Below are 20,402 nucleotides of genomic sequence, written 5' to 3'. Positions count from 1 at the left end.
CCGGCCGGGTCCGCCGAACAGGTATCATCCCTGTTCCGCGCACTTCACAGGATGTGAACAATGCGCCGGAACTCCTCCCCCAAGGACCCCTTGTTCGCATGCGCATCCTGCTTGCCCGTCACGGCGAAACGCCGTGGAACGCCGAAGGCCGCTACCAGGGCCAGATCGACATCCCGCTTTCGCCCATCGGTGAGGCCCAGGCCCAGGCGCTTGGCGCCCGCCTGGCTTCGGTGGACATCACCCGCGCGGTGGCCTCGCCGCTGTCACGCGCCCAACGCACCGCGCAACTGGCCCTGGGTGCTGCACGCGCCGACATGCTGCTGACCGAGCCGGAGCTGCAGGAAATCGCCCACGGTGAGTGGGAAGGCCTGCTGGCCAGCGAAATCAACGAAAAAGACCCGTCGCGCCTGCAGGCGTGGCGCAATGAACCGGACACCGTGCTGATGCCCGGCGGCGAATCGCTGCGCCTGGTGCTGGAGCGCAGCTGGCGCGGCCTGGCCCGCGCCGCCGAAGGCCTTGGCGAACACGACACCCTGCTGGTGGTCGCCCACGATGCAGTCAACCGGGTGATCCTGTGCAAGGTGCTGGGCCTGCCGTTGTCGCGGCTGTGGACCTTCCGCCAGGCACCGACCACGCTCAACCTGCTTGAAGGCGCCGACCTGGACAGCCTGGAAGTGGTGCGCCTGAACGACTGCGCCCACCACACGCCGTTCTTCGGTGAAGCCAAGCACCGCGCACTCTGAATCTTCTGCCCTGAACCACCTGCACCTGTTGGAAGCCTTGCCGTGAAGAACACCCCGACCACTCTGGCCGAATGGCTGGACTACATTGAACGCCAGCATCCAGCCAGCATCGACATGGGACTGGAGCGCGTGCGCACCGTGGCCACCGCGATGGGCCTGGGCACGCCGGCCAGGCACACCATCGTGGTCGGTGGTACCAACGGCAAGGGTTCCACCGTCGCCTTCATCGAGGCCATCGCGCGTGCTGCGGGCTGGAAGGTCGGCGCGTACACCTCGCCGCACCTGCTGCGCTACAACGAGCGCGTGCGCATCGATGGCCAGGATGTCGATGACGCCGCACTGGTGGCCGCGTTCAACACGGTCGAGGCAGCGCGCGGTGATGTGACGCTGACCTACTTCGAGTACGGAACGCTGGCCGCGCTGCAGTTGTTCGCCGATGCCGATCTTGATCTGGCCGTGCTGGAAGTGGGCCTCGGTGGCCGCCTGGATGCGGTCAACATCGTCGACGCCGACGTGGCGGTGATCACCACCGTGGACATCGATCACGCCGAATGGCTGGGCGAGGACCGCGAGGCCATCGGTGCCGAGAAGGCCGGCATCATCCGCGGCTGGAAGCCGGTGATCCTGGGCGAGACCGATCCGCCGTCGAGCGTGCTGGCGCGCGCCTACCTGGTGGGTGCCAATGCGATCCGCGGCGGCAGCGAYTATTTCTACGAACCGATCGACGCGCAGCGTTGGCGCTGGCGCGATGTCGGCACCCGCCTGGAACTGCCGACGCCGACGCTGGCCGGGCCGATCCAGCTGGCCAACGCCGGTGCGGCGATCGCGGCGCTGCGCGCGTTGGACAAGCCGGTGCCGCGCGCGGCATGGGCCGCAGGCGTGGCAGCGGCGCGCATCGCCGGGCGCCTGCAGGCGTTCGAGCGCGATGGCGTGCAGGTTCGCGTCGATGTCGGCCACAACCCGCAGGCAGCCGGCCAGCTGGCGCGCGCGCTGAAGGCCGAGGCATCCCCCGCGCGCACCCTGGCGGTATACGCCGCGCTGCAGGACAAGGACGCCGTGGGCGTGGTGCAGGCCCTGCAGGAGGTGGTGAGCGACTGGACCCTGGCCGGGCTCGATGGCGCGCGTGGGCAGAGTGCGGCGGAACTGCAGGCACGGCTGGCAGATACTGCGGCAGCCACTGCGGCGCTGGCCGGCACGGTCGAACAGGCGATGGCGCAGGTGCTGGCCCGCGCCGAGCGCGGCGACCGGGTGCTGGTATTTGGTTCCTTCCATACCGCCGCCGCTGCGCTGCAATGGCTGCAGGCCCACGCCTGACCGCCGTTCAGCCATTACCGACGCCGTGCGGTCGCGCACCCGTATAATCGACCGCAACGTCCAGCCTGCCGCCTGCCCTACGTGGATACGCCCCTGAAACAGCGTCTGATTGGTGCCATCGTCCTGGTGGCCTTGGCCGTCATTTTCCTGCCGATGCTCGTCAAGGGCCCGGCCCCGGACAGCGGTGTCGCTTCTGTGCCGATCGCCGCGCCCGATGCGCCGGCCGATGGCCAGTTTGAAACCCGTGAACTGCCGCTGGTAGCACCGGCCGGTGGCGCCACCGGGTTGCAGAGTGGCCAGGCCCGCCCCGTCGAGGAGGCCGCCGCCCCGGCGGCACCGCCGACCGTGGACACCTCGCCAGCCGTCGCCGCAGGTAATTACGCGGTGACCTTCGGAGCCTACGGCAGCCAGGCCGACGCCGATGCAGTGATCGCCTACCTCAAGCGTTCGCAGCTTCCGGGCTTCATCGAGACCGCATCGATCAACGGTCGCCCGGCCTGGCGCGTTCGCGTTGGGCCGTATGCCGACCGTGCCCAGGCCGAAGCGGCCCGGCTGCAGGCGGTGAAGGTGCGTGCCGACGTGAAGGCAGAAGTCATCACGCTCGATGCGAAGCCCTCGACCAGCGCACCGGTGGCAAGCACGCCGACGCCCGCGCCGAGCGCCAGTACTCCCGTCGCGGCGGCCACGCCGTCGGCGACCGGCAACCCGGTGCGCAGTGAAAGCCTGCCGCCGAGTACGCCGACCGCAGCAGCGCCGCCGGCCGCCAAGCCGGAGCCGGTCAAGCCGGTGGCCAAGCCGGAACCGAAGCCCGAGCCCAAGCCGGAAGCGACCGCCAGCAAGCCGGCCACGCCGCCGAGCACGCCGGCCGCACCGGCCGCCAGCGGAGTGGGTTTTGCCGTACAGCTCGGCGCATTCGGCCAGGCCAACGATGCCAACGCCCTGCGCGACAAGGTGCGCGCGGCAGGCTTCAGCGCCTTCGTCGAGCAGGTGCGTACCGAAAAGGGCAGCCTGCACCGTGTCCGTGTCGGGCCGGTCGCCAACCGCGCCGACGCTGAACAGTTGAAGGCGCAGGTCGCCGCCAAGGTCGGCGTGGCCGGCATGGTGCGACCGCACCCATGACCTGTACGCAGCCCCGTTGCCAGCGCCGCCGAAGGAGCGGGGCGCCATGATCGACGTGGTGCTGCTGATCGTGATCGCCGCCTCCACCCTGCTTGGGTTGCTGCGCGGCTTCGTGGGCATCGTCATCGGCACCGTATCGTGGCTGGTGGCCGCCTGGGCGGCCTTCGCCTTCGGCAATGACGCCGCACGCTGGTGGGCCGCACCGGCTGCGCCCGGCGGCGAGCATTTCATCGGCGGCTACCTCAGCGTCGGCATCGGCGTGATGGTCGTGGTCGCCGTGATCGGCATGGTCATCAAGGCCATCGTCCACCGCAACATGCTGGGCAGCCTGGACCGCCTGCTGGGCGGGGTCCTCGGTGCCGTGCGTGGCGGGCTGATCGCCGCCGTGCTGCTGTTGCTGGCCGGCTTCACCCCGCTTACCGCCGAACCCTCCTGGCGCGGCTCAGCGCTGCGCCCGGTGCTGAACCCGGCCGTGGCCTGGATGAACAGCAAGCTGCCGCAGTGGCAGGTGCCGGGCACCGACCTGCTGCCCAAGGCCTTGCCGATGGACGCGCTGTCCCCATCTGCGTTGATGGAGCTGGGCAAGAGCGCCGGCTCCGGAGTGGGCAAGCCGGGGGCGACAGGCGATAATGGCGTACTCGGTCAGATAGTGGCGGGCAGCGGATGGCTGCGGCCTGCGAAGGCGGAACAGGGCGAGGCATACGATCCGGCCGAAGTGCGCCCGGACGCCCCAGCACTACCGGGCAGCATCGAGCCGGACGACCCGGCCAATGTCGACCGCAGACGCGGCGACAACTCTGGCCAGGTACGGCCACCTTCCTTGTAACTGGGCACAGCCCAGCGGAGACCTCGCATCATGTGTGGCATCGTCGGAATCGTCGGCAACCAGAACGTCGCCGGGCAGTTGTATGACGGCTTGACCGTCCTCCAGCATCGCGGCCAGGACGCGGCGGGCATCGCCACCGTCAACGGCAGCCGCCTGCGGGTGCAGAAGGCCACCGGCCTGGTCCGCGATGTGTTCGATGCACGCACCATGTCCACCCTGGAAGGCAGCGTCGGCATCGCCCATGTGCGCTATCCGACCGCCGGTTCGGAAGGCATGGACGAGGCACAGCCGTTCTACRTCAATTCGCCGTACGGCATCGCGCTGGCCCACAACGGCAACCTGATCAACACCGAGGACCTGCGCCAGCAGGTGTTCGAGCAGGACCGCCGCAACGTCAATACCGATTCGGACAGCGAAGTGCTGTTGAACGTGTTCGCCTACGAACTGGAACAGCAGCGCCAGCTCAGCCCGGAAGCCGCCATCCGCGCGGTTGCCGGCGTGCACCGCCGCTGCAAGGGCGGCTATGCGGTGGTCAGCGTCGTGCTGGGCCTGGGCCTGGTCGCTTTCCGCGATCCGCATGGCATCCGCCCGCTGGTGCTGGGCAAGCGCAGTCATGCCGAGGGTGACGAATACATYGTTGCCTCCGAGTCGGCCGCGCTGGACGTGCTGGGCTTCCAGCGCGTGCGTGACGTGCAGCCGGGCGAAGCRCTGGTGATCACCGCGCGCGGCGAGTTGTTCTCGGAAATCTGCGCCGAGCCGGCCGAACACACCCCGTGCATCTTCGAGTACGTGTATTTCGCACGCCCCGATTCGATGATCGACAACGTGTCGGTGCACAAGGCGCGCATGCGCATGGGCATCAAGCTGGGCGAGAAGATCCTGCGCCTGCGCCCGGACCACGACATCGACACCATCATCCCGATCCCGGACACCTCGCGCGATGCCGCGCTGGAGATCTCCAACGTACTCGGGGTGAAGTACCGCGAAGGCTTCATCAAGAACCGTTACATCGGCCGCACGTTCATCATGCCGGGCCAGGGCGAACGGGTGAAGTCGGTGCGCCGCAAGCTCAACCCGATACACCTGGAATTCCGCAACCGCGTGGTGCTGCTGGTGGACGACTCGATCGTGCGCGGCACCACCAGCCAGCAGATCGTGCAGATGGCGCGTGACGCCGGCGCACGCAAGGTCTACCTGGCCAGCGCCGCGCCGCCGGTGCGTTACCCGAACRTCTACGGCATCGACATGCCGGCCGCTGAAGAGCTGGTCGCGCACAACCGCAGCATCGAGGAAATCGAAGCGCACCTGGGCTGTGACTGGCTGATCTACCAGGACATCGAAGACATGGAAGCGGCGGTGAGCGAAGGCAATCCGGCGCTGCGCAACTTCGATTCCTCGTGCTTCAACGGCCATTACCCGACGGGCATCGAGCCGGGCTACTTCGAACGCATCCAGCAACTGCGTTCGGACGACGCCAAGCACAAGCGCCGCGCCTGAGGTCCATGCGGTGATCGACGTGCCTGACGTCGGCGGCAATCTGCTGCGCGCCGCGCAGCAGTGCCTGGCCGAGGCCGATCCGCTGCGCAAGGTCGCACTGACCCAGGCCTACGCTGCCGCGTTCCGCGCCGGCCGCTTGAACGTACCGGCCGATGCACCGCCGGCCGATCCGATCCGCATGCCGGGCCGGCCGCAGCAGCTGGTGATGGTGCATCCGCGTGAAGTGCCCCGGCGCGGCCTGGGCGGGGTGGAAGGGCGTGCGGCGTTCATCCATGCCATCGCCCATATCGAGCTCAATGCGATCGACCTGGCCTGGGACGCGGTGTACCGCTTCCGCGGTCTGCCGGCGGCGTTCCATGCCGACTGGGTGAGCTGCGCCGACGACGAATCGCGCCACTTCATGCTGCTGCGCGAGCGCCTGCTGGCACATGGCCATGAGTACGCCGATTTCCCGGCGCACAACGGCCTGTGGGAAATGTGCGAGAAGACCGCGCACGACGGCCTGGCGCGCATGGCGCTGGTGCCGCGCGTGCTGGAAGCGCGCGGGCTGGACGTGACGCCGGGCATGATCGACAAGCTGCGCAACGTCGGCGATGGCGAAACCGCCGACGTGCTGGAGGTGATCCTGCGCGAGGAGGTTGCACATGTTGCCGCCGGATCGCGCTGGTTCCGCTGGTACTGCGAGCGCGCCGGCGTCGAGCCACGAGCGCGTTTCAAGGAACTGCTGGTCGAGTATGCCGGTGGCTACCTGCATGGGCCGTTCAATATCGAGGCACGCCTGCTGGCGGGGTTCGATGCAGATGAGCTCGCCAACCTGGTCGAACAGGCGGGTTGAAGGAAAAGGGGACAGAGGGAATCAAGTCGTTTGTGCCACAAACGACTTGATTCCCTCTGTCCCCTTTTTGGTTCTCATGCGTTCGGCAACACCTGGCGTCTGCCATCCACCGTCGGCCGGTTGATGTAGAACAGCCCCGGCCCGGGGCGATACGGCAGCTCGCTGACACCGGCGTCGGCGGTGTAGGTCAGGGCGGTATCGCCCAGCGCATCGAAATTCCAGTGTGCGGACTGCATCAGGTAACGGCGGCGCAGCAACGCTTCCTGCGTCGGGGTCAACGGCTGGCCGGCAATCAGGCGGCGCGCGATCGGCTGCAGCGCGCTGGGCAGTTCCCAACCCGCCACCTTGGCCGCGTCGGTAGTCCAGGTCACGCCGGCATCGATGGCGTGCTGCTGCATCACCTGCAGCGCAACCAGCTGGTAGCGCCAATCGATGCGCCGGTGCAGCACCACCGCAGCGGTGACGTACAGCACCGGCGACATCAGCACGCTGCGGCTGCCCGCGCGTCGCTGCTGCTGCCACTGGTGCCAGACATCGACCCACACTTCCTTCGGGATCAACCCCAGCTGCTGCCGCCAGCGTTCGGCGTCGGCCTGTGCTTCAGCGTACGCGGTGGTCGCCTGCAGCAGTGCCAGGGGCGGTGTCTGGTAGTCCTCCACGCCAGGCCGCCGCAGTTGCCGCCGACGCGGCCGGCTGAGCAGCTTGGGCCCTTCTTCCACCTGGTCGTAGCCGCCACCGATGTTGGCGTGCACGCCGGGCAGTGCGATTTCGCGATGGGCTGGTGCCACCGTGGTCAGCGCATAGTGCTGGCGATGCTCGTCGCGCGCACTGAGCTGCAGCACGGCCTCGGCGATGCCTGCGGGCAGGGCGATGCGGGGGTGTTCGTCGGCGCGGCCGCCGTTGACGGCGACCACCGTGTCGAACAGGCCGATGAAGCGCAATATCGGCCGCGGCAGGGCGAAATCGGCGCTGCATGAAAGCCCCGCCTGCTGCAGCAGCTGCCGCCAGCGCGCGCCGTCCCATCCGCGCAGATGGTTGGCCACATCACGCGCGGAGGCCGCGCCGCGCGAGTAGCCGAACAGATCCAGCTGCACGCTGTGCAGGGGCGCGTGCCACTGCGTCGCAAGAGCCGACAGTGCCGCCGGCAGCAGCACCTGCAACGCACGCTGCACCTTCGCCTGCACGCCACTGGCGCCGATACCGAAGGCCAGGCCGATCAGGTCGTCCTCGGCATCATCGCGGGTGCCGACGCCTTCCACGTAGATCGCCAGCGAAGGTGTACTGCCGGGCGTGCGCCGGCTGTCCGGATACAACTGATGCAGGCGCGCGATGTTGGTGGCGCCGTTGTCGTAGCTGCTGGTCAACCGGCTCTGGTAGGTCGAATCATCATCGGCACGGAGCAGGGCGGGGCGCGGTCGCGGCACCTGCCGGTGGCCCTGCGCCAGGTTGTGGGCGTTGTTGCGGGTGCCATCGAAGAACAGGCCGATCCGCAGCAGGCCCGGATCAGCCGTCGTGTCACCGCTGTGCTGCGCTGGCGCCATGTGCATCCCCTGTCGTGGCCACGTCACGGTAGCGCGAAAGCCGTGTGTTGGCGAAGTGTACTGACGCTTTTGACCTGACTGAACGCAGATGCGGTCGATCACAGATCGCGATTTCCATTCCTCTCGTCTATTGAATTCACACGCCCTGCGCAGGCCTGATGGCCGGACCCGGCACCCCGGGTCGTGCTGCATCAACGCTGTCCACTTCACTTCAAGGAGCGACAAGATGATGTCCAGATCGATAGGTAAAGCGACAGGTGGTCTGTTGTTGGGATTGTCGGTAGCGGCGGCCGCCAATGCGGCGCCGCTGTTCGAGCCGGTCACCGTGCTCAGCCGTGCATCGGCCACCAGCGAGCCGGCACTGGGGCGATTGCTGGCCACCCCGTCCACCGCCGCCGTACAGGAAGTGCGTGTCGATGCTGCCGCCACCGCGCAGCCGCAGCTGGAATTCGAGCTGCTTGGGCAGAAGGTGCAGGCCGTTCGCAGCAAGGTCGAGGCGCTGCCCGATGGTGGCAGCATCTGGTACGGCCAGTTGCGCGCGCCGTCCGATCGCCTGCAGGCGGCCACGTCCAATGGCCAGGACGATCCGGGCAATTCGCTGATCCTGGTGCGCTCGGGCAATACCCTCACCGGCTCGATCCGCAAGGACGGCAAACTCTATCGTCTGCGTCCGCTGGGCAATCGCCACGTGCTGGTCGAGGTGGATGAATCGCGGATGCCGGCCGATCATCCGGCCGACTACAACCAGTTGYCGAAGATCGCCATGCCTGCCAATGATCGCCTCGGCACTGCGCAGGCCTCCTCAGGCAGCCCGGCGACCATCCGCGTGCTGGTGGTGGCAACCAACGCTGCAGTGACCGCCTACGGTGGCAACATGCAGTCGCTGGTGCAGTTGGCGGTTGCCGAATCCAACCAGGGTTACACCAACAGCAACGTAGGCCTCACCCTGCAGCTGGCCGGTTATGAAACCACCAACTACACCGAGTCCGGCAATTTCACCACCGACCTGTCGCGCTTCCGTGGCACCAGCGACGGCTACATGGACAGCATCCACACCAGCCGCAACAACACCGCCGCCGACGTAGGCGTATTGCTGATCAACAACACCAGTTACTGCGGACTGGCGTCGGGCATCGGTTCCACCGCATCGACCGCGTTTGCTGCGGTGTACTGGGATTGCGCCACCGGCTATTACTCGTTCGCCCATGAAATCGGCCACCTGCAGAGCGCACGGCACGACATCGCCAGTGATCCGAGCACGTCGCCGTATGCCTATGGCCATGGCTATCGTTATGAGCCGGCCAGCGGATCGCGCTGGCGCACGATCATGGCCTATGACTGCTCGGCCGGCTGCCCGCGGCTGAACTACTGGTCCAATCCGAACATCAGCTACAACGGCGTGCCGATGGGCATCGCCAGCAGTGCCGACAACCAGCGCGTGCTGGTCAATACCAAGGCCACCATCGCGGCCTTCCGCTGAGTCCAAGCGCCGACCAGGGTCGGCGTCTACCAGGGCGCGTGCACCTGCTCTGGTAGATGCCAACCTTGGTTGGCATCCTGTGATCCATCATGCGCGGCTGAGCGTATCCAGGGTCCAGCCGTTGGCATCCACGCGCAGCACCGAACCCTGTTCGTACCAATCGCCCAGCACGATGCGGGTGCAGCTGCGTCCGCCGGCCTGCAGGGTGTGGATCGCCGGGCGATGGGTGTGGCCATGGATCATCGTGTCCACGCCGTGGCGCACGTAAGTGGCTTCCACTTCGGCCGGGGCCACGTCGGTGACCGTTTCGAACTGCGCACGGTCGCCCTGCTTCATTTCCGACTGGCGCGCCTGGCTGGCATCACGCGCCTTCTGCGCGAAGGCGATACGCGCTTCCAGCGGCTGCGACAGGAACTGCGCCTGGAAGACCGGGTCGCGGGTCTGGGCACGGAACTGCTGGTAGGGGATGTCATCGGTGCACAGCAGGTCACCGTGCTGCAGCAGCACCGGGCGGCCGTACAGCTCGATCATGCACGGGTCCGGCAGGATGCGCAGGCCGGCGCGGCGGGCATAGTCTTCGCCCAGCAGGAAGTCACGGTTGCCGCGGATGAAGAAGACCGGCACGCCGCTGTCGGACAGTACCTTCAGCGCATCGGCCACCGCGTCGGCTGCGGCCGAGGGGGTGTCATCGCCGATCCAGGCTTCGAACAGATCGCCGAGGATGTACAGCGCATCGGCGCCAGGCGCTTCCTCGCGCAGGAAGCGCAGGAACAGGTCGGTGATGGCCGGACGGCTGGGGTCCAGATGCAGATCGGAGATGAACAGCGTGGTCATGCGGACATTCTAGGGCATCACACCGGCAACGGCAGCCAGGCCAGGCTGGCCGAGGCCAGCAGTGCAGCGATGCCGGTGGCAGCCAGAACGTCGCTTGGGTAGTGCAGGCCCAGCACTACGCGCGACAGGCCCACGCCGAAGGTGAACGGCACCAGCAGCGGCGCCAGCCAAGGATAGTAGGCCAGCGCGACGATGGTGAACGACACCGCGTGCAGGGTATGGCCGGACGGGAAACTGAACTCATCCAGCGGCGCCACCCAGGCACGGATACGCAGGTCGGCCGCGTACGGCCGTGGCCGCCGGGTCCAGCGTTTCAGGCCCTTGTACAGCAGCAGCGCGGCCAAGCCGGTGGCGGCCATGTGCACTGATGCGCGCAGGCCGTCGAAGCCATCGATGAGCACCAGCGCGCCCATCAGCACATACCAGAACACGCCATCGCCGAGCCGGCTGATGATCGAAAAGACGCGCCGCACGCGGCGACGTCGGCAGTAGTGGTTGGCGCGGCGGCACAACCGGGCTTCGCGACCGGCCAGCAGCTCAAGCGGCGTGGTGCGCATGTCCGCTCCTCCGCGCGCTGGCCAGTTCCGCCAGCAGGCTTTCGAACTCCGCCACCACCTGCTGCGGGTGCAGCCGCTTCATCGCCCGTGCCGCGTTGCCACCCAACCCGCGGCGCTGGGCATCATCGGCAGCCAGTTGCACCGCTGCCTGCACGAACTGCTCGTCGTCATCCACTGCGGCACCGTTCTCGCCGTTGCGCAGGTACTCGCGGGCCGCGCCGTAGTCGAAAGCGACCGTGGCCAGGCCGCTTGCCATGCTTTCCAGGGTCACGTTGCCGAAGGTCTCGCTGCGGCTGGGGAACAGGAACAGATCGCCACTGGCGAAGTGTCGGGCCAGGGCATCGCCGCGCTGGATGCCGCAGAAGATGAAATCGGGATTCTCATGCGCCAGTTTCTCGCGCGCCGGGCCATCGCCGACCCAGATGAAACGCGCTTTCGGGCGCACCTGCTGTAGCTTGCGGAAGGCCTTCACCGCCAGGCCGAGGTTCTTTTCGGCGGCGATGCGGCCAACGTAGATYGCCGCCAGGCCCGTGCCATCGAYACCCCATTCCTCGCGCAATGCCGGGTCGCGGCGTGACGGGTCGAACTGCTGGCTGTCGACCGCACGGGCGAGCAGGCGCACGCGCTCGAAGCCCTGGTCGCTCAGGAATTCCTGCAGTTCGCGGGTGGGCACCAGGGTCGCGTCGGCCTGGTTGTGGAAACGGCGCATCCAGCGCATTGCCGCCGACTGCAGCCACGCCACGCCATAGTCGGGCAGGTATTCGTCGAAGCGGGTGTGGAATCCGGTAGCCACCGGAATGCCGAGGCGGCGCGCGGTGCGTAGTGCCGACCAGCCCAGCGGACCTTCGGTCGCCACGTAGACCGCATCGGGGCGTTGCTGTCGCCAGTGCCGGCCCAGCCGGATCGGTGCCGGCAGGCCGAAGCGCAGGCCGGGGTAGCGCGGCAAGGCCGCGCCCGGTACCAGCAGGGTGCCCGGCGCCGCATCCAGTGCTTCGCTGACCTGTCGCGGACGGATCAGGTCGACCTCGTGGCCGGCGGCGCGCAATCCCTGCTCCAGGCCCTGCACGGTCAGTGCGACGCCGTTGATCTCCGGCGGGTAGGTTTCGGTGACGATGGCATAGCGCATGGCGGGCCTCCGGTTTTACGCATGCTCGGGCCTGGCGATGTAGCCGACATGACCGCTTTGCGACAACGCGATGACGACCGGGCGAGGCGGTGCCTGCGCAGCTCAGCGGCACAAAAAAAGCCACGGCCCCGAAGGGCCGTGGTCGTGGTGTTGCGACAGCGCGTGGATCAGAAGCGCTGGGTGTACTTCATGTAGATGAAACGACCGATGTCAAAGCCGCCGTAGTAGGAGAAGTTGGAACTTGGCTGGCTGTACAGGATCGGGCCCCGGCGGGCGAACACATTGTTGGCGCCGATTGAAACGGTGGCGCTCCAAGGCAGGTTGTAACGCGCCTGGACATCATGGAACGTGACTGATCCGCGTCGGTTGTAATCGCGGYTGCCGCTGTACCAGGGCGCGCGCTGGTCCGGATGGGAACATTCGTCCGGATGGCTGCTTGCGTCCAGGCAGCGTTCCTTGACTGCGGAGAAGTAACGCAGGCTCCAGGTGAGCCCGACATTGCCATGCTCCCAGCCCAGCGACGCGTTGGAGCGGACCCGGAAGCCGATGCCTCCGTTGGTGGCGATGCCATTGCTGGGAATCGGCGGCACATCCGCCTCGTTGGTGGTCCGTTCCTCGGCGGCAACCACATAGGTGGTCTTCCAGTCGGCGCGCAGCGTGCCCCAGCCGGTTTCGATCCGGTGGCCGATTTCCAGATCATAGCCCTCGGCCTGGCGGAACCCGCTGTTGCGGTTGCCGTAGCTGAGCTTGTCGACGATGCCCAGTTCAGGATCACGGGTGAAACTGTCGCAACGTTCGGTGATGCCCAACTCGTAGCAGTCGCGGAGGATGTTGTTGGGATGGTCTGCGACGATGGTGTTCTCGATGCGGATCTTCCACCAGTCCAGCGCGATGTTCAGTCCTTCGGCGAACGTGGGGCTCCAGACCAGGCCTAGTGTGCGGCTGGTCGAGGTCTCCGGCTGCAGGTCGGGGTTGGATCCGTTGGTGAAGGGCCGCGGCGTCTGCCCGCTGCTGCCAGTGATCGGCTCGTTGCCTTGGCCGAGCTGGCGGTAGCTGTCGGCGTTGGCGATGTCGGCGGCGCAGCGTGCACGCACCTCCGGGCTGCTGGCAGCTGCACCGTAGACGGTGTCGCAGGGATCACGGAAGCCGGTGGTGAAGGTCTCAGAACCACCGCCATACAGATTGGAGATGGTCGGCGCGCGGAACCCTTGGGCCCAGGTGCCGCGGACCAGCAACTGGTCGATCGGTTTCCAGGTGAAGCCGAACTTGCTGTTGAGGGTGCCGCCGAAGGTGGTGTAGTCCGAGTATCGGGTGGCGGCGCTCAGGCTCAGCTCGCGCGCACCTGCAAGGTCGCGAAGCACCGGCACGCTCAGCTCCAGGTAGGCCTCGTCTACACGGTAGCCACCGCCGGTGGGGCCTGCGGCCAGGTTGGTGGTGGCACCGGTCTGTGCCAGCGCATCGGGGATGAAGCGGCCATCCTCGCGGCGGCTCTCCGCACCCACCGCGAAGCCCAGTTCGCCGGCCGGCAGCGTGGCGAGGCTGCCACTGAGGCTGGCGAACAGGTTGCGGGTTGTCGTGCGGCCGCGGCTGAGTTCCTCCGGGAACAACCAGTCCTGCAGTTCCGGGTTTCCGGTCAGGCCATAGGGATCATCCTGGCCATAGGGCACCAGCGGGTTCCAGGGTCTGCACCCGGCGATCGGTGCATCCGGTGTACCGCACTCGACCTTGCCGGTTGCCGGATTGTGGAAGGACGGCCCGGTGGCATCGGCGACGCGTTGCTTGTGCAGGTTGCCGGTGGCGCGTTGGGTCAGTTCGCTGCGGTTGTACTGGTAGCCGGCTTCCCAGTCGAAATCGCGACCGCCGAACGCGAAGCTGCCATCGAACGCCGCCACGCCCTGCCAGGAGGTCAGTTCGCTGGTACTGACGCGCGGAATCTCCCAGGTACGGCGGTTCCAGTGCACGTCGCTGGGCGTTTCGTAGCCGTGATGGCTGCCGAACGGGTTGAACCAGCTGTCGGCGGACATCGGCGTGATGCCGGCTGCGCCGGACTGGAACGGGTAGCCGGCGACCTGGCGCTTGGTGGTGCGTTGGTTGTAGGCCAGCTGGGTGTTGAAGCGGACCTGGTCGTTCAGATCCACGCGGGCGTCAACGAAGATCGAGTCACGCTTGATCGGTGTCTGCAGGTGCATCTGCTCGTTGCTGTTGCTGACGTCACCGGTGAATGGCGTGTTGTCGCTGAGATGGAAGCTGTCCGGCCCGCCCGGCTGACTGCCACGGTCGAGCGAATAGCTGCAGCCACGGCTGTTGCTGCAGCCCGGGCCCTTGAAGCCGGTAATGCGGCCCCACTGGCCGACCGTAGTCCAACCATCGTCGGGATGACGGTCGGTATAGGTGTAGGCACTGAAGCCTCGGTCCTTCGCCCACACGCCCTTTTCTTCGACGTGCTCGGCGGCGAGGCTGATCGAGGCGCGTTCATTCGACCAGCCTGCAACCACGTCGTACTGGGTGCGGGCACCATCGCCTTCGCTGAACTGGCCATGGTAGACGCTGGCGGTCACGCCCTCGACGTTGCGGCGGGTGATGATGTTGACCACGCCGGCCATCGCGTCGGAACCGTAGATGGCCGATGCGCCATCCTTCAGAACTTCCATGCGCTCCACGGCAGCGGCAGGAATGCTGGAGACGTCCTGATACCCACTGGTGGTCATGCCCAGGCGTTTGCCATTGATCAGTACCAGCGTGCGCTGCGCACCCAGGCCGCGCATGTCCACGTAACTGCCACCGGCGGTTTCGCCAGCGCTGAGCGGGCTGGCGCGGCTCAGTGCCGGGCTGCCGGTCGCGCTCAGGTTCTGCAGGATGTCGGCGACGGAATTGAAACCCTGCCGCTCGATGTCAGCGCGGCTGATGGTCAGCACGGGCTGCGCGGTTTCCAGATCGACTTGGCGGATGCGCGAGCCAGTGATTTCGATGCGGTCCAGGGTGGTGGTTTCAGYCGAATGCTGGGCGAATGCAGGAACGGCCAATGCGGTGGTTGCGGTCATCGTCAGCGCGCGACGGATCGCCAACCCAAGTTCGGGAATACGGATGGTCATGGCTCTCTCTCTCTTCCAAATCATCGGTGCGCGGCCAAGCAGGGCTGCGCCAGTTCCACCGCGGGCGGTGGACGTTCAAACCTAGTGAAGGCCCGTAGAGAGGAGTAGAGGAACGCGAGGAGAACGCCTGGATCGGCGATGACGCTTTTGTACAAAGCGGAATCGAATCAATCGATTGCCAGGTCATGGTGTGCTCCGGCTTATGGAGTGCCCGGGCTCGCGTGCTGGATTGGAAGCGTCAAGAGCGATGTAGATGGCGACAACCTGCGCGGGCATAAAAAAACCACGGCCCCGAAGGGCCGTGGTCGTGGTGTTACGACAGCGCGTGGATCAGAAGCGCTGCTGGTACTTCATGTACATGAAACGACCGATGTCGTAGCCACCGTAGTAGGAGAACGACGAATTCGGCTTGCTGTACATCACCGGGCCTTCCTTGCCGAACACGTTGTTGGCGCCAACCGACACGGTGGCATCCCACGGCAGGTTGTAACGGAACTGCACGTCGTGGAAGGTGACCGCACCACGCTGGTTGTAATCGCGGGTGCCCTTGATCCACGGTGCGGTGAAGCCCGGATCGGAGCACTCATCCGCGTAGCGGGTGGCGTTGAGGCAACGCTCCTTCACGCCGGAGTAGTAACGCGCGGTCCAGCTGACGCCGAAGTCACCGATATCCCAACCCAGCACCAGGTTCGAACGCACCCGGAAGGCCAGGCTGGTGCTGGTGCCGATGGTGTTGGCCACGCCGTTGATCGGGGTGGGAACCACGCCGGTATCGTTGGTCGAACGGTACACGTTCTTGCTGACGTAGGTGCTGGTCCAGCCAGCGCTCAGCTTGCCGTAGCTGGTATCCACGCGGTAGCTGACATCCAGGTCGTAGCCTTCGGTCTCGGCGAAGCCGGCGTTGCGGTTGCCGAACTTCAGGCCAGTGACGATGCCGGTGGCCGCATCACGGGTGAAGCGGCCGCAACGCGCTTCGATACCCTGCTCGTAGCAGTCGGTGAGGATCTGGTTCGGGCTGTCATCGACAATGGTGTTGTCAATGCGGATCTTCCACCAGTCCAGCGCAACGTTGAGGTTGCTGACGAAGGTCGGGCTCCACACCAGGCCCAGCGTCTTGCTGGTCGAGGTTTCCGGGGTCAGCTGCGGGTTGGAACCGGACACGAACGGCGTCGGCGTTGCGTCCTGCGCGGTGGTCACCGGCGTATTGCCCTGCCGCAGCTGACGGAAGTTGCCGGCGTCGGCGATGTCGCGAGCGCAACGTGCGCGGACTTCAGCACTGTTCCTGGAAGCGCCGAACACGGTGTCGCACGGGTCGCTGAACTGGGCGAAGGTTTCCGAACCGCCACCGTACAGGTCACTGATGGTCGGTGCACGGAAACCTTCGGCCCAGGTGCCGCGGACCAGCAGCTGGTCGATCGGCTTCCACTTGAAGCCGAACTTGCTGTTGAGGGTGTTGCCGAAGGTGTTGTACTCGGAGAAACGCGTTGCGGCGCTGAAGCTCAGTTCCTTGGCGCCCGGCAGGTCGGCCAGGATCGGCACGTTGAGCTCCAGGTACGCTTCCTTCACGGTGTAGCTGCCACCGGTCGGACCAGCGGCCAGGTTGGTGGTGGCACCGGTCTGGGCCAGCGCGTCAGGCGTGTACTGGCCATCTTCCTTGCGGCTTTCGACGCCGAAGGCAAAGCCCAGGTCGCCGGCCGGCAGGGTCATGATGCTGCCCGACAGATTGGCGAACGCGTTCTTGGTGGTGGTGCGGCCGGTGGTTTTTTCGGCCGGGAACAGCCAGGACAGCAGCTCTTCGTTGCCGGTCAGGCCATTCGGGTCATTCTTGCCATACGGCACCAGCGGGTTCCACGGCTTGCAGCCATCGATGACCGCGCCCTGGCGGCCGCACATCACCTTGCCGGTGGTCGGGTCGAGGAACGACGGGCCCACGGCATCACGCACGCGCTTCTTGTGCAGGTTGCCGGTGGCGGTGGCGGTCAGCTCGTTGCGGTTGTACTGGTAGCCCACGTCCCAGTCGAAGTAGCGCTGGCCGATCTCGAAGGTGCCATCCAGCGACACCACCGCACGATAGGTCTTCAGTTCGCTGGTGCTCACGCGCGGCACTTCCCAGGTGCGGCGGTTCCAGGACACTGCAGTCGGGTTGGCGTAGCCGTGCTGGCTGCCGAACGGGTTGAAGTAGCTGTCCCTGGACATCTGGCCAGTGGCGTTCGGGTCGTTGGGAATCGACACCGAGCTGGACTGGGTCGGGTAGCCGGCGATCTGGCGCTCGGAAGAACGCTTGTTGTAGCCGAACTCCGTGCGCAGGTTGATGTCATCGGTCAGCTTGAAGCGGCCATCGAAGTACACCGAATCACGCTTGATCGGGTACATGACGTGCATCTGGTCGTTGGCATTGCTGACGTCACCGGTGAACGGCGTCGCATCGGTCAGGTGGTAATTGGCCGGGTTGGTCGGGTCGGCACCGCGGTTGAGCGAGTAGCCGCAGCCCAGCCTGGTATCGGTGCAGCCCGGGCGACCCTTCAGGCCGGTGATCTGGCCGTACTGGCTCAGCGTGGTCCAGTTGGAGGGGTCATTGGGGTTGTGGTCGCTGGTACCGTACTTGCTGAACCAGCGGTCGCGTGCCCACACGCTCTTTTCTTCGGAGTGTTCCAGCGCAAGCGTCAGCGACACGCGGTCGTTGCTCCAGCCACCCACTACGTCGAAACGATCGCGTGCGCCGTCACCTTCGCTGTACTGGCCGTGGTAGACGTTGGCGGTCACGCCGTTGACGTTGGAACGGGTGATGATGTTGACCACGCCGGCCATCGCATCGGAACCGTAGATGGCCGAAGCGCCATCCTTCAGCACTTCGATACGCTCTACCGCCGACACCGGCAGCGAGGACACGTCCTGCAGGCCCGAGGTGCTGATGCCCAGACGCTTGCCGTTGACCAGCACCAGGGTGCGCTGCGCGCCCAGGTTGCGCATGTCGATGTAGGTGCCGCCGGTGTTTTCGCCCGAGCTCAGCGCGTTTGCGCGGCTGATCGCCGGGCTGCCCATCGCGGTCACGTTCTGCAGGATGTCGGCAACGGAGCTGAAGCCCTGGCGTTCGATATCGGTACGGCTCAGGGCCAGCACCGGCTGCGCCGTTTCAACGTCCACCTGGCGGATACGGGAACCGGTGATCTCGATGCGGTCCAGGTTGGTCGGCGAAGCGGTGCTGCTGCTCTGGGCGAACGCCGGCAGCGCAGCCAGCGTCGCGGTGGTTGCCAGGGCGTAGCGGATGGCCTGCCCCAGTGCGGTGGTGCGTGAAGTCATGACGAGCTCTCTCTCTCGGGTCGTGCAAAGGACGCCAAAACGGGCGTCGAAGGAATCGGCAGGTCCATGACCGAGCCGATGACCCGATAGTAGTCTCGTTGGTTAATGCTCTGTAAAAAGCGCGTGTCGGTTTGTGTCATTACGCATCACACGCTTTCACCAAACGTGAACAAAAGCAGGGGTTTACGTCAGGACGAGGCGCATACCGTCTCCGCCAACTGCTGCGTTGCAGCAGAAATTGGCGGTCGATTGCGCGAACTGTAACGAAATGTAATCGGGCGCCGGTCAGCGATCGGACGGCGTCCCGTCGCCCTGCTCAGACCACRAACGGACGGAACTGGATGCCGAGTCCAGCGATGCCCTCGGTCTCGCCGATCAGGTCGGCGCGCAGCAGCGGGCGCGCATCGATGAAGTCCTGCGGCACGATCAGCGACAGGCGGCTGTCGTCGGCAGTCAGTTCCAGCACCGGCAGCGGTGCGTCCTCATGCGCGCGGTTGAGCAGGACCGCCAGGCGCAGCAGGGYAGCCAGGCGCCGTGCGGTCAGCAGCAGGCGTTCGGGAATGGCATCGAAGGCGGTCTTGCTGATGCCGCGGCGGTGATTGCGCACCAGCGTCGCCAGCATCTGCTGTTCCTGCCGCGAGAAGCCGGCGATATCCGAGTTTTCCAGCACGTAGCTGCCATGCACGTGGTAACCGCTGTGGGCGATCATCAGCCCCAGCTCATGCAGGCGTGCGGCCCAGCCGAGCATGCGTGCGTCATCGGCATCCAGCTTCCAGCGCTCCTGCACCTGCTCCAGCAACGACAGTGCGGTGTCCTGAACGCGGCCGGCCTGCACCGTGTCGATGCCATAGCGATGGGTGAGGGCGGCCACCGATTCATCGCGCGGGTCGTTGTCGCCGGCACGGCCAAGGATGTCATAGAGGATGCCCTCGCGCATCGCGGCCTTGCTGACCAGCAGCTTCTGCAGGCCCAGCGCTTGGAAGGCGGCCTCCAGCACCAGGATGCCGCCGGCGATGATCGGGCGGCGATCGCTGGACAGGCCAGGCAGCACGATGTCGTCGATCTTCTTGGCCTTCAGCAGCTCATCGCGGAGCTGCGGCAACGCCTCGGCGGTGATCGCACCCTTGCTCAGCTTCATCGTCGCGCAGATTTCGCTGATGGCCTTGTGGGTACCAGACGACCCCAGTGCTTCCTGCCAGCCCAGCGCGCGGTATTTGCTGGCGAATGGCTGGAACTCCCGGCCAATCTCGGCCAGTGCGTCCTTCCAGCGCTTCTTGCTGAGTTTGCCGCCCGGGAAGAAGCGACGGGTGCTGGCGATGCAACCGGCCTGCAGGCTCTCGCGCTCCAGGGTCTRCATGCCCTTGCCGATGATGAACTCGGTAGAGCCGCCGCCGATGTCGATCACCAGGCGATGCTGGTCGGGCTTGGGCGGTTGCGCATGGGCCACGCCCAGGTAGATCAGGCGCGCTTCCTCGCGGCCACTGACCACTTCGATGGCGTGCCCGAGCGCGGTTTCGGCCGGCATCAGGAACGCCTGCGGCGAGCGCAGCTGGCGCACGGTGTTGGTGGCCAGAGCACGCACGCGATGCGGCGGGACGTTGCGGATGCGCTGGCCGAAGCGGGCCAGGCACTCCAGCGCGCGCTGTCGCGCTGCTGCGGAGAGTCCGCCCTTGCCGTCCAGGCCGTCGGCCATGCGCACGGTTTCGCGCAGGCGGTCGATCACCCGCAGCTGGCCAAGCGTGTAACGCGCGATGACCATGTGGAAACTATTGGAGCCAAGGTCGATGGCGGCCAGCAGGTCGCCATCCTGCAATGCGGGCGGAGTCGTGGTGGTATGCGGCATGGGCGAATGTTAGCCGAAGGGGCGGTGAACTCGTCACCGCGCGGCCTTCACATTTTGGAGGGGGAGTGCGGCAGGGCTGCGCCCTGCACCCGCCGAAGCGGTAGTGCCGACTGCTGGCCGGCAACCTCAACGTAACAGCAACAGCAACAGCAACGGCAACAGCTGGCTTCCTGTGGGATGGCGGGGTGGGTCCGGTTGCGGGGGACGCCGTAAACCCCCAGACCGGCCCAGCCGCTGGCGGCTGTGCGTTCGGGCGCTTGCGAAGCAGTGCTTCGCAAGCAAAGCGCCCTCACCC

The 20,402-nt window shown here is 66.4% G+C and carries 14 protein-coding genes; 7 read left to right on the top strand and 7 right to left on the bottom strand.

The window, feature by feature from the left end; translation table 11 throughout:
- The first annotated feature begins 98 nt into the window (after positions 1 to 98).
- The 6 genes from AC1DJN_RS02140 to AC1DJN_RS02115 all read left to right on the top strand — a co-directional run bounded on the left by AC1DJN_RS02140 (position 99) and on the right by AC1DJN_RS02115 (position 6,334).
- Positions 99 to 743 (top strand): histidine phosphatase family protein, encoded by a 645-nt coding sequence (locus AC1DJN_RS02140; protein ID WP_025878100.1) that lies wholly within the window; start codon positions 99 to 101, stop codon positions 741 to 743.
- A gap of 42 nt (positions 744 to 785) precedes the next feature.
- Positions 786 to 2,057 carry a bifunctional tetrahydrofolate synthase/dihydrofolate synthase gene (folC, locus tag AC1DJN_RS02135; RefSeq protein WP_442251713.1) on the top strand — a complete coding sequence of 424 codons (1,272 nt, stop codon included), beginning with the start codon at positions 786 to 788 and terminating at the stop codon, positions 2,055 to 2,057.
- A gap of 81 nt (positions 2,058 to 2,138) precedes the next feature.
- Complete coding sequence (locus tag AC1DJN_RS02130; protein WP_025878102.1) at positions 2,139 to 3,176, top strand: SPOR domain-containing protein; 1,038 nt, start codon at positions 2,139 to 2,141, stop codon at positions 3,174 to 3,176.
- Positions 3,177 to 3,222: 46 nt separating this feature from the next.
- The gene (locus AC1DJN_RS02125) at positions 3,223 to 4,002 is read left to right on the top strand and encodes a CvpA family protein (protein ID WP_312962167.1); all 780 of its coding nucleotides are present in this window, start codon (positions 3,223 to 3,225) and stop codon (positions 4,000 to 4,002) included.
- Between the two features lie 30 nt (positions 4,003 to 4,032).
- Complete coding sequence (gene purF, locus AC1DJN_RS02120; protein ID WP_478038712.1) at positions 4,033 to 5,499, top strand: amidophosphoribosyltransferase; 1,467 nt, start codon at positions 4,033 to 4,035, stop codon at positions 5,497 to 5,499.
- Between the two features lie 10 nt (positions 5,500 to 5,509).
- On the top strand, positions 5,510 to 6,334 hold the full coding sequence (locus AC1DJN_RS02115; RefSeq protein ID WP_442251712.1) for a ferritin-like domain-containing protein: 825 nt from the start codon (positions 5,510 to 5,512) through the stop codon (positions 6,332 to 6,334).
- A gap of 74 nt (positions 6,335 to 6,408) precedes the next feature.
- Here the strand turns inward: AC1DJN_RS02115 and AC1DJN_RS02110 are convergent, their stop codons facing one another.
- On the bottom strand, positions 6,409 to 7,875 hold the full coding sequence (locus tag AC1DJN_RS02110; protein WP_442251711.1) for a DUF2235 domain-containing protein: 1,467 nt from the start codon (positions 7,873 to 7,875) through the stop codon (positions 6,409 to 6,411).
- Between the two features lie 226 nt (positions 7,876 to 8,101).
- Between AC1DJN_RS02110 and AC1DJN_RS02105 the strand changes: the two genes are divergently transcribed.
- Positions 8,102 to 9,355, top strand: coding sequence for a zinc-dependent metalloprotease (locus AC1DJN_RS02105; protein WP_478038708.1), 1,254 nt, complete (start codon positions 8,102 to 8,104; stop codon positions 9,353 to 9,355).
- Between the two features lie 87 nt (positions 9,356 to 9,442).
- Here the strand turns inward: AC1DJN_RS02105 and lpxH are convergent, their stop codons facing one another.
- The 6 genes from lpxH to ppx all read right to left on the bottom strand — a co-directional run bounded on the left by lpxH (position 9,443) and on the right by ppx (position 20,107).
- Positions 9,443 to 10,189 (bottom strand): UDP-2,3-diacylglucosamine diphosphatase, encoded by a 747-nt coding sequence (gene lpxH / locus AC1DJN_RS02100; protein WP_025878109.1) that lies wholly within the window; start codon positions 10,187 to 10,189, stop codon positions 9,443 to 9,445.
- A 17-nt stretch (positions 10,190 to 10,206) separates the two neighbouring features.
- Positions 10,207 to 10,746: a phosphatase PAP2 family protein gene (locus AC1DJN_RS02095; RefSeq protein WP_025878111.1), complete on the bottom strand. Its 540-nt coding sequence runs from the start codon at positions 10,744 to 10,746 to the stop codon at positions 10,207 to 10,209.
- The gene (locus AC1DJN_RS02090) at positions 10,727 to 11,872 is read right to left on the bottom strand and encodes a glycosyltransferase family 4 protein (protein ID WP_478038706.1); all 1,146 of its coding nucleotides are present in this window, start codon (positions 11,870 to 11,872) and stop codon (positions 10,727 to 10,729) included. Before AC1DJN_RS02090 ends, AC1DJN_RS02095 begins: the two co-directional genes overlap by 20 nt.
- 167 nt (positions 11,873 to 12,039) lie before the next feature.
- Complete coding sequence (locus tag AC1DJN_RS02085) at positions 12,040 to 14,964, bottom strand: TonB-dependent receptor domain-containing protein (RefSeq protein WP_478038704.1); 2,925 nt, start codon at positions 14,962 to 14,964, stop codon at positions 12,040 to 12,042.
- A gap of 330 nt (positions 14,965 to 15,294) precedes the next feature.
- Positions 15,295 to 18,264: a TonB-dependent receptor domain-containing protein gene (locus AC1DJN_RS02080; RefSeq protein ID WP_333622808.1), complete on the bottom strand. Its 2,970-nt coding sequence runs from the start codon at positions 18,262 to 18,264 to the stop codon at positions 15,295 to 15,297.
- Positions 18,265 to 18,580: 316 nt separating this feature from the next.
- The gene (gene ppx, locus AC1DJN_RS02075) at positions 18,581 to 20,107 is read right to left on the bottom strand and encodes an exopolyphosphatase (protein ID WP_478038702.1); all 1,527 of its coding nucleotides are present in this window, start codon (positions 20,105 to 20,107) and stop codon (positions 18,581 to 18,583) included.
- Positions 20,108 to 20,402 lie beyond the last annotated feature (295 nt).

The organism is Stenotrophomonas sp. 05L414_2 (assembly GCF_056397905.1).
Note: the sequence above shows the minus strand (reverse complement) of the source record. Positions and strands in the feature narration are given on the sequence as shown.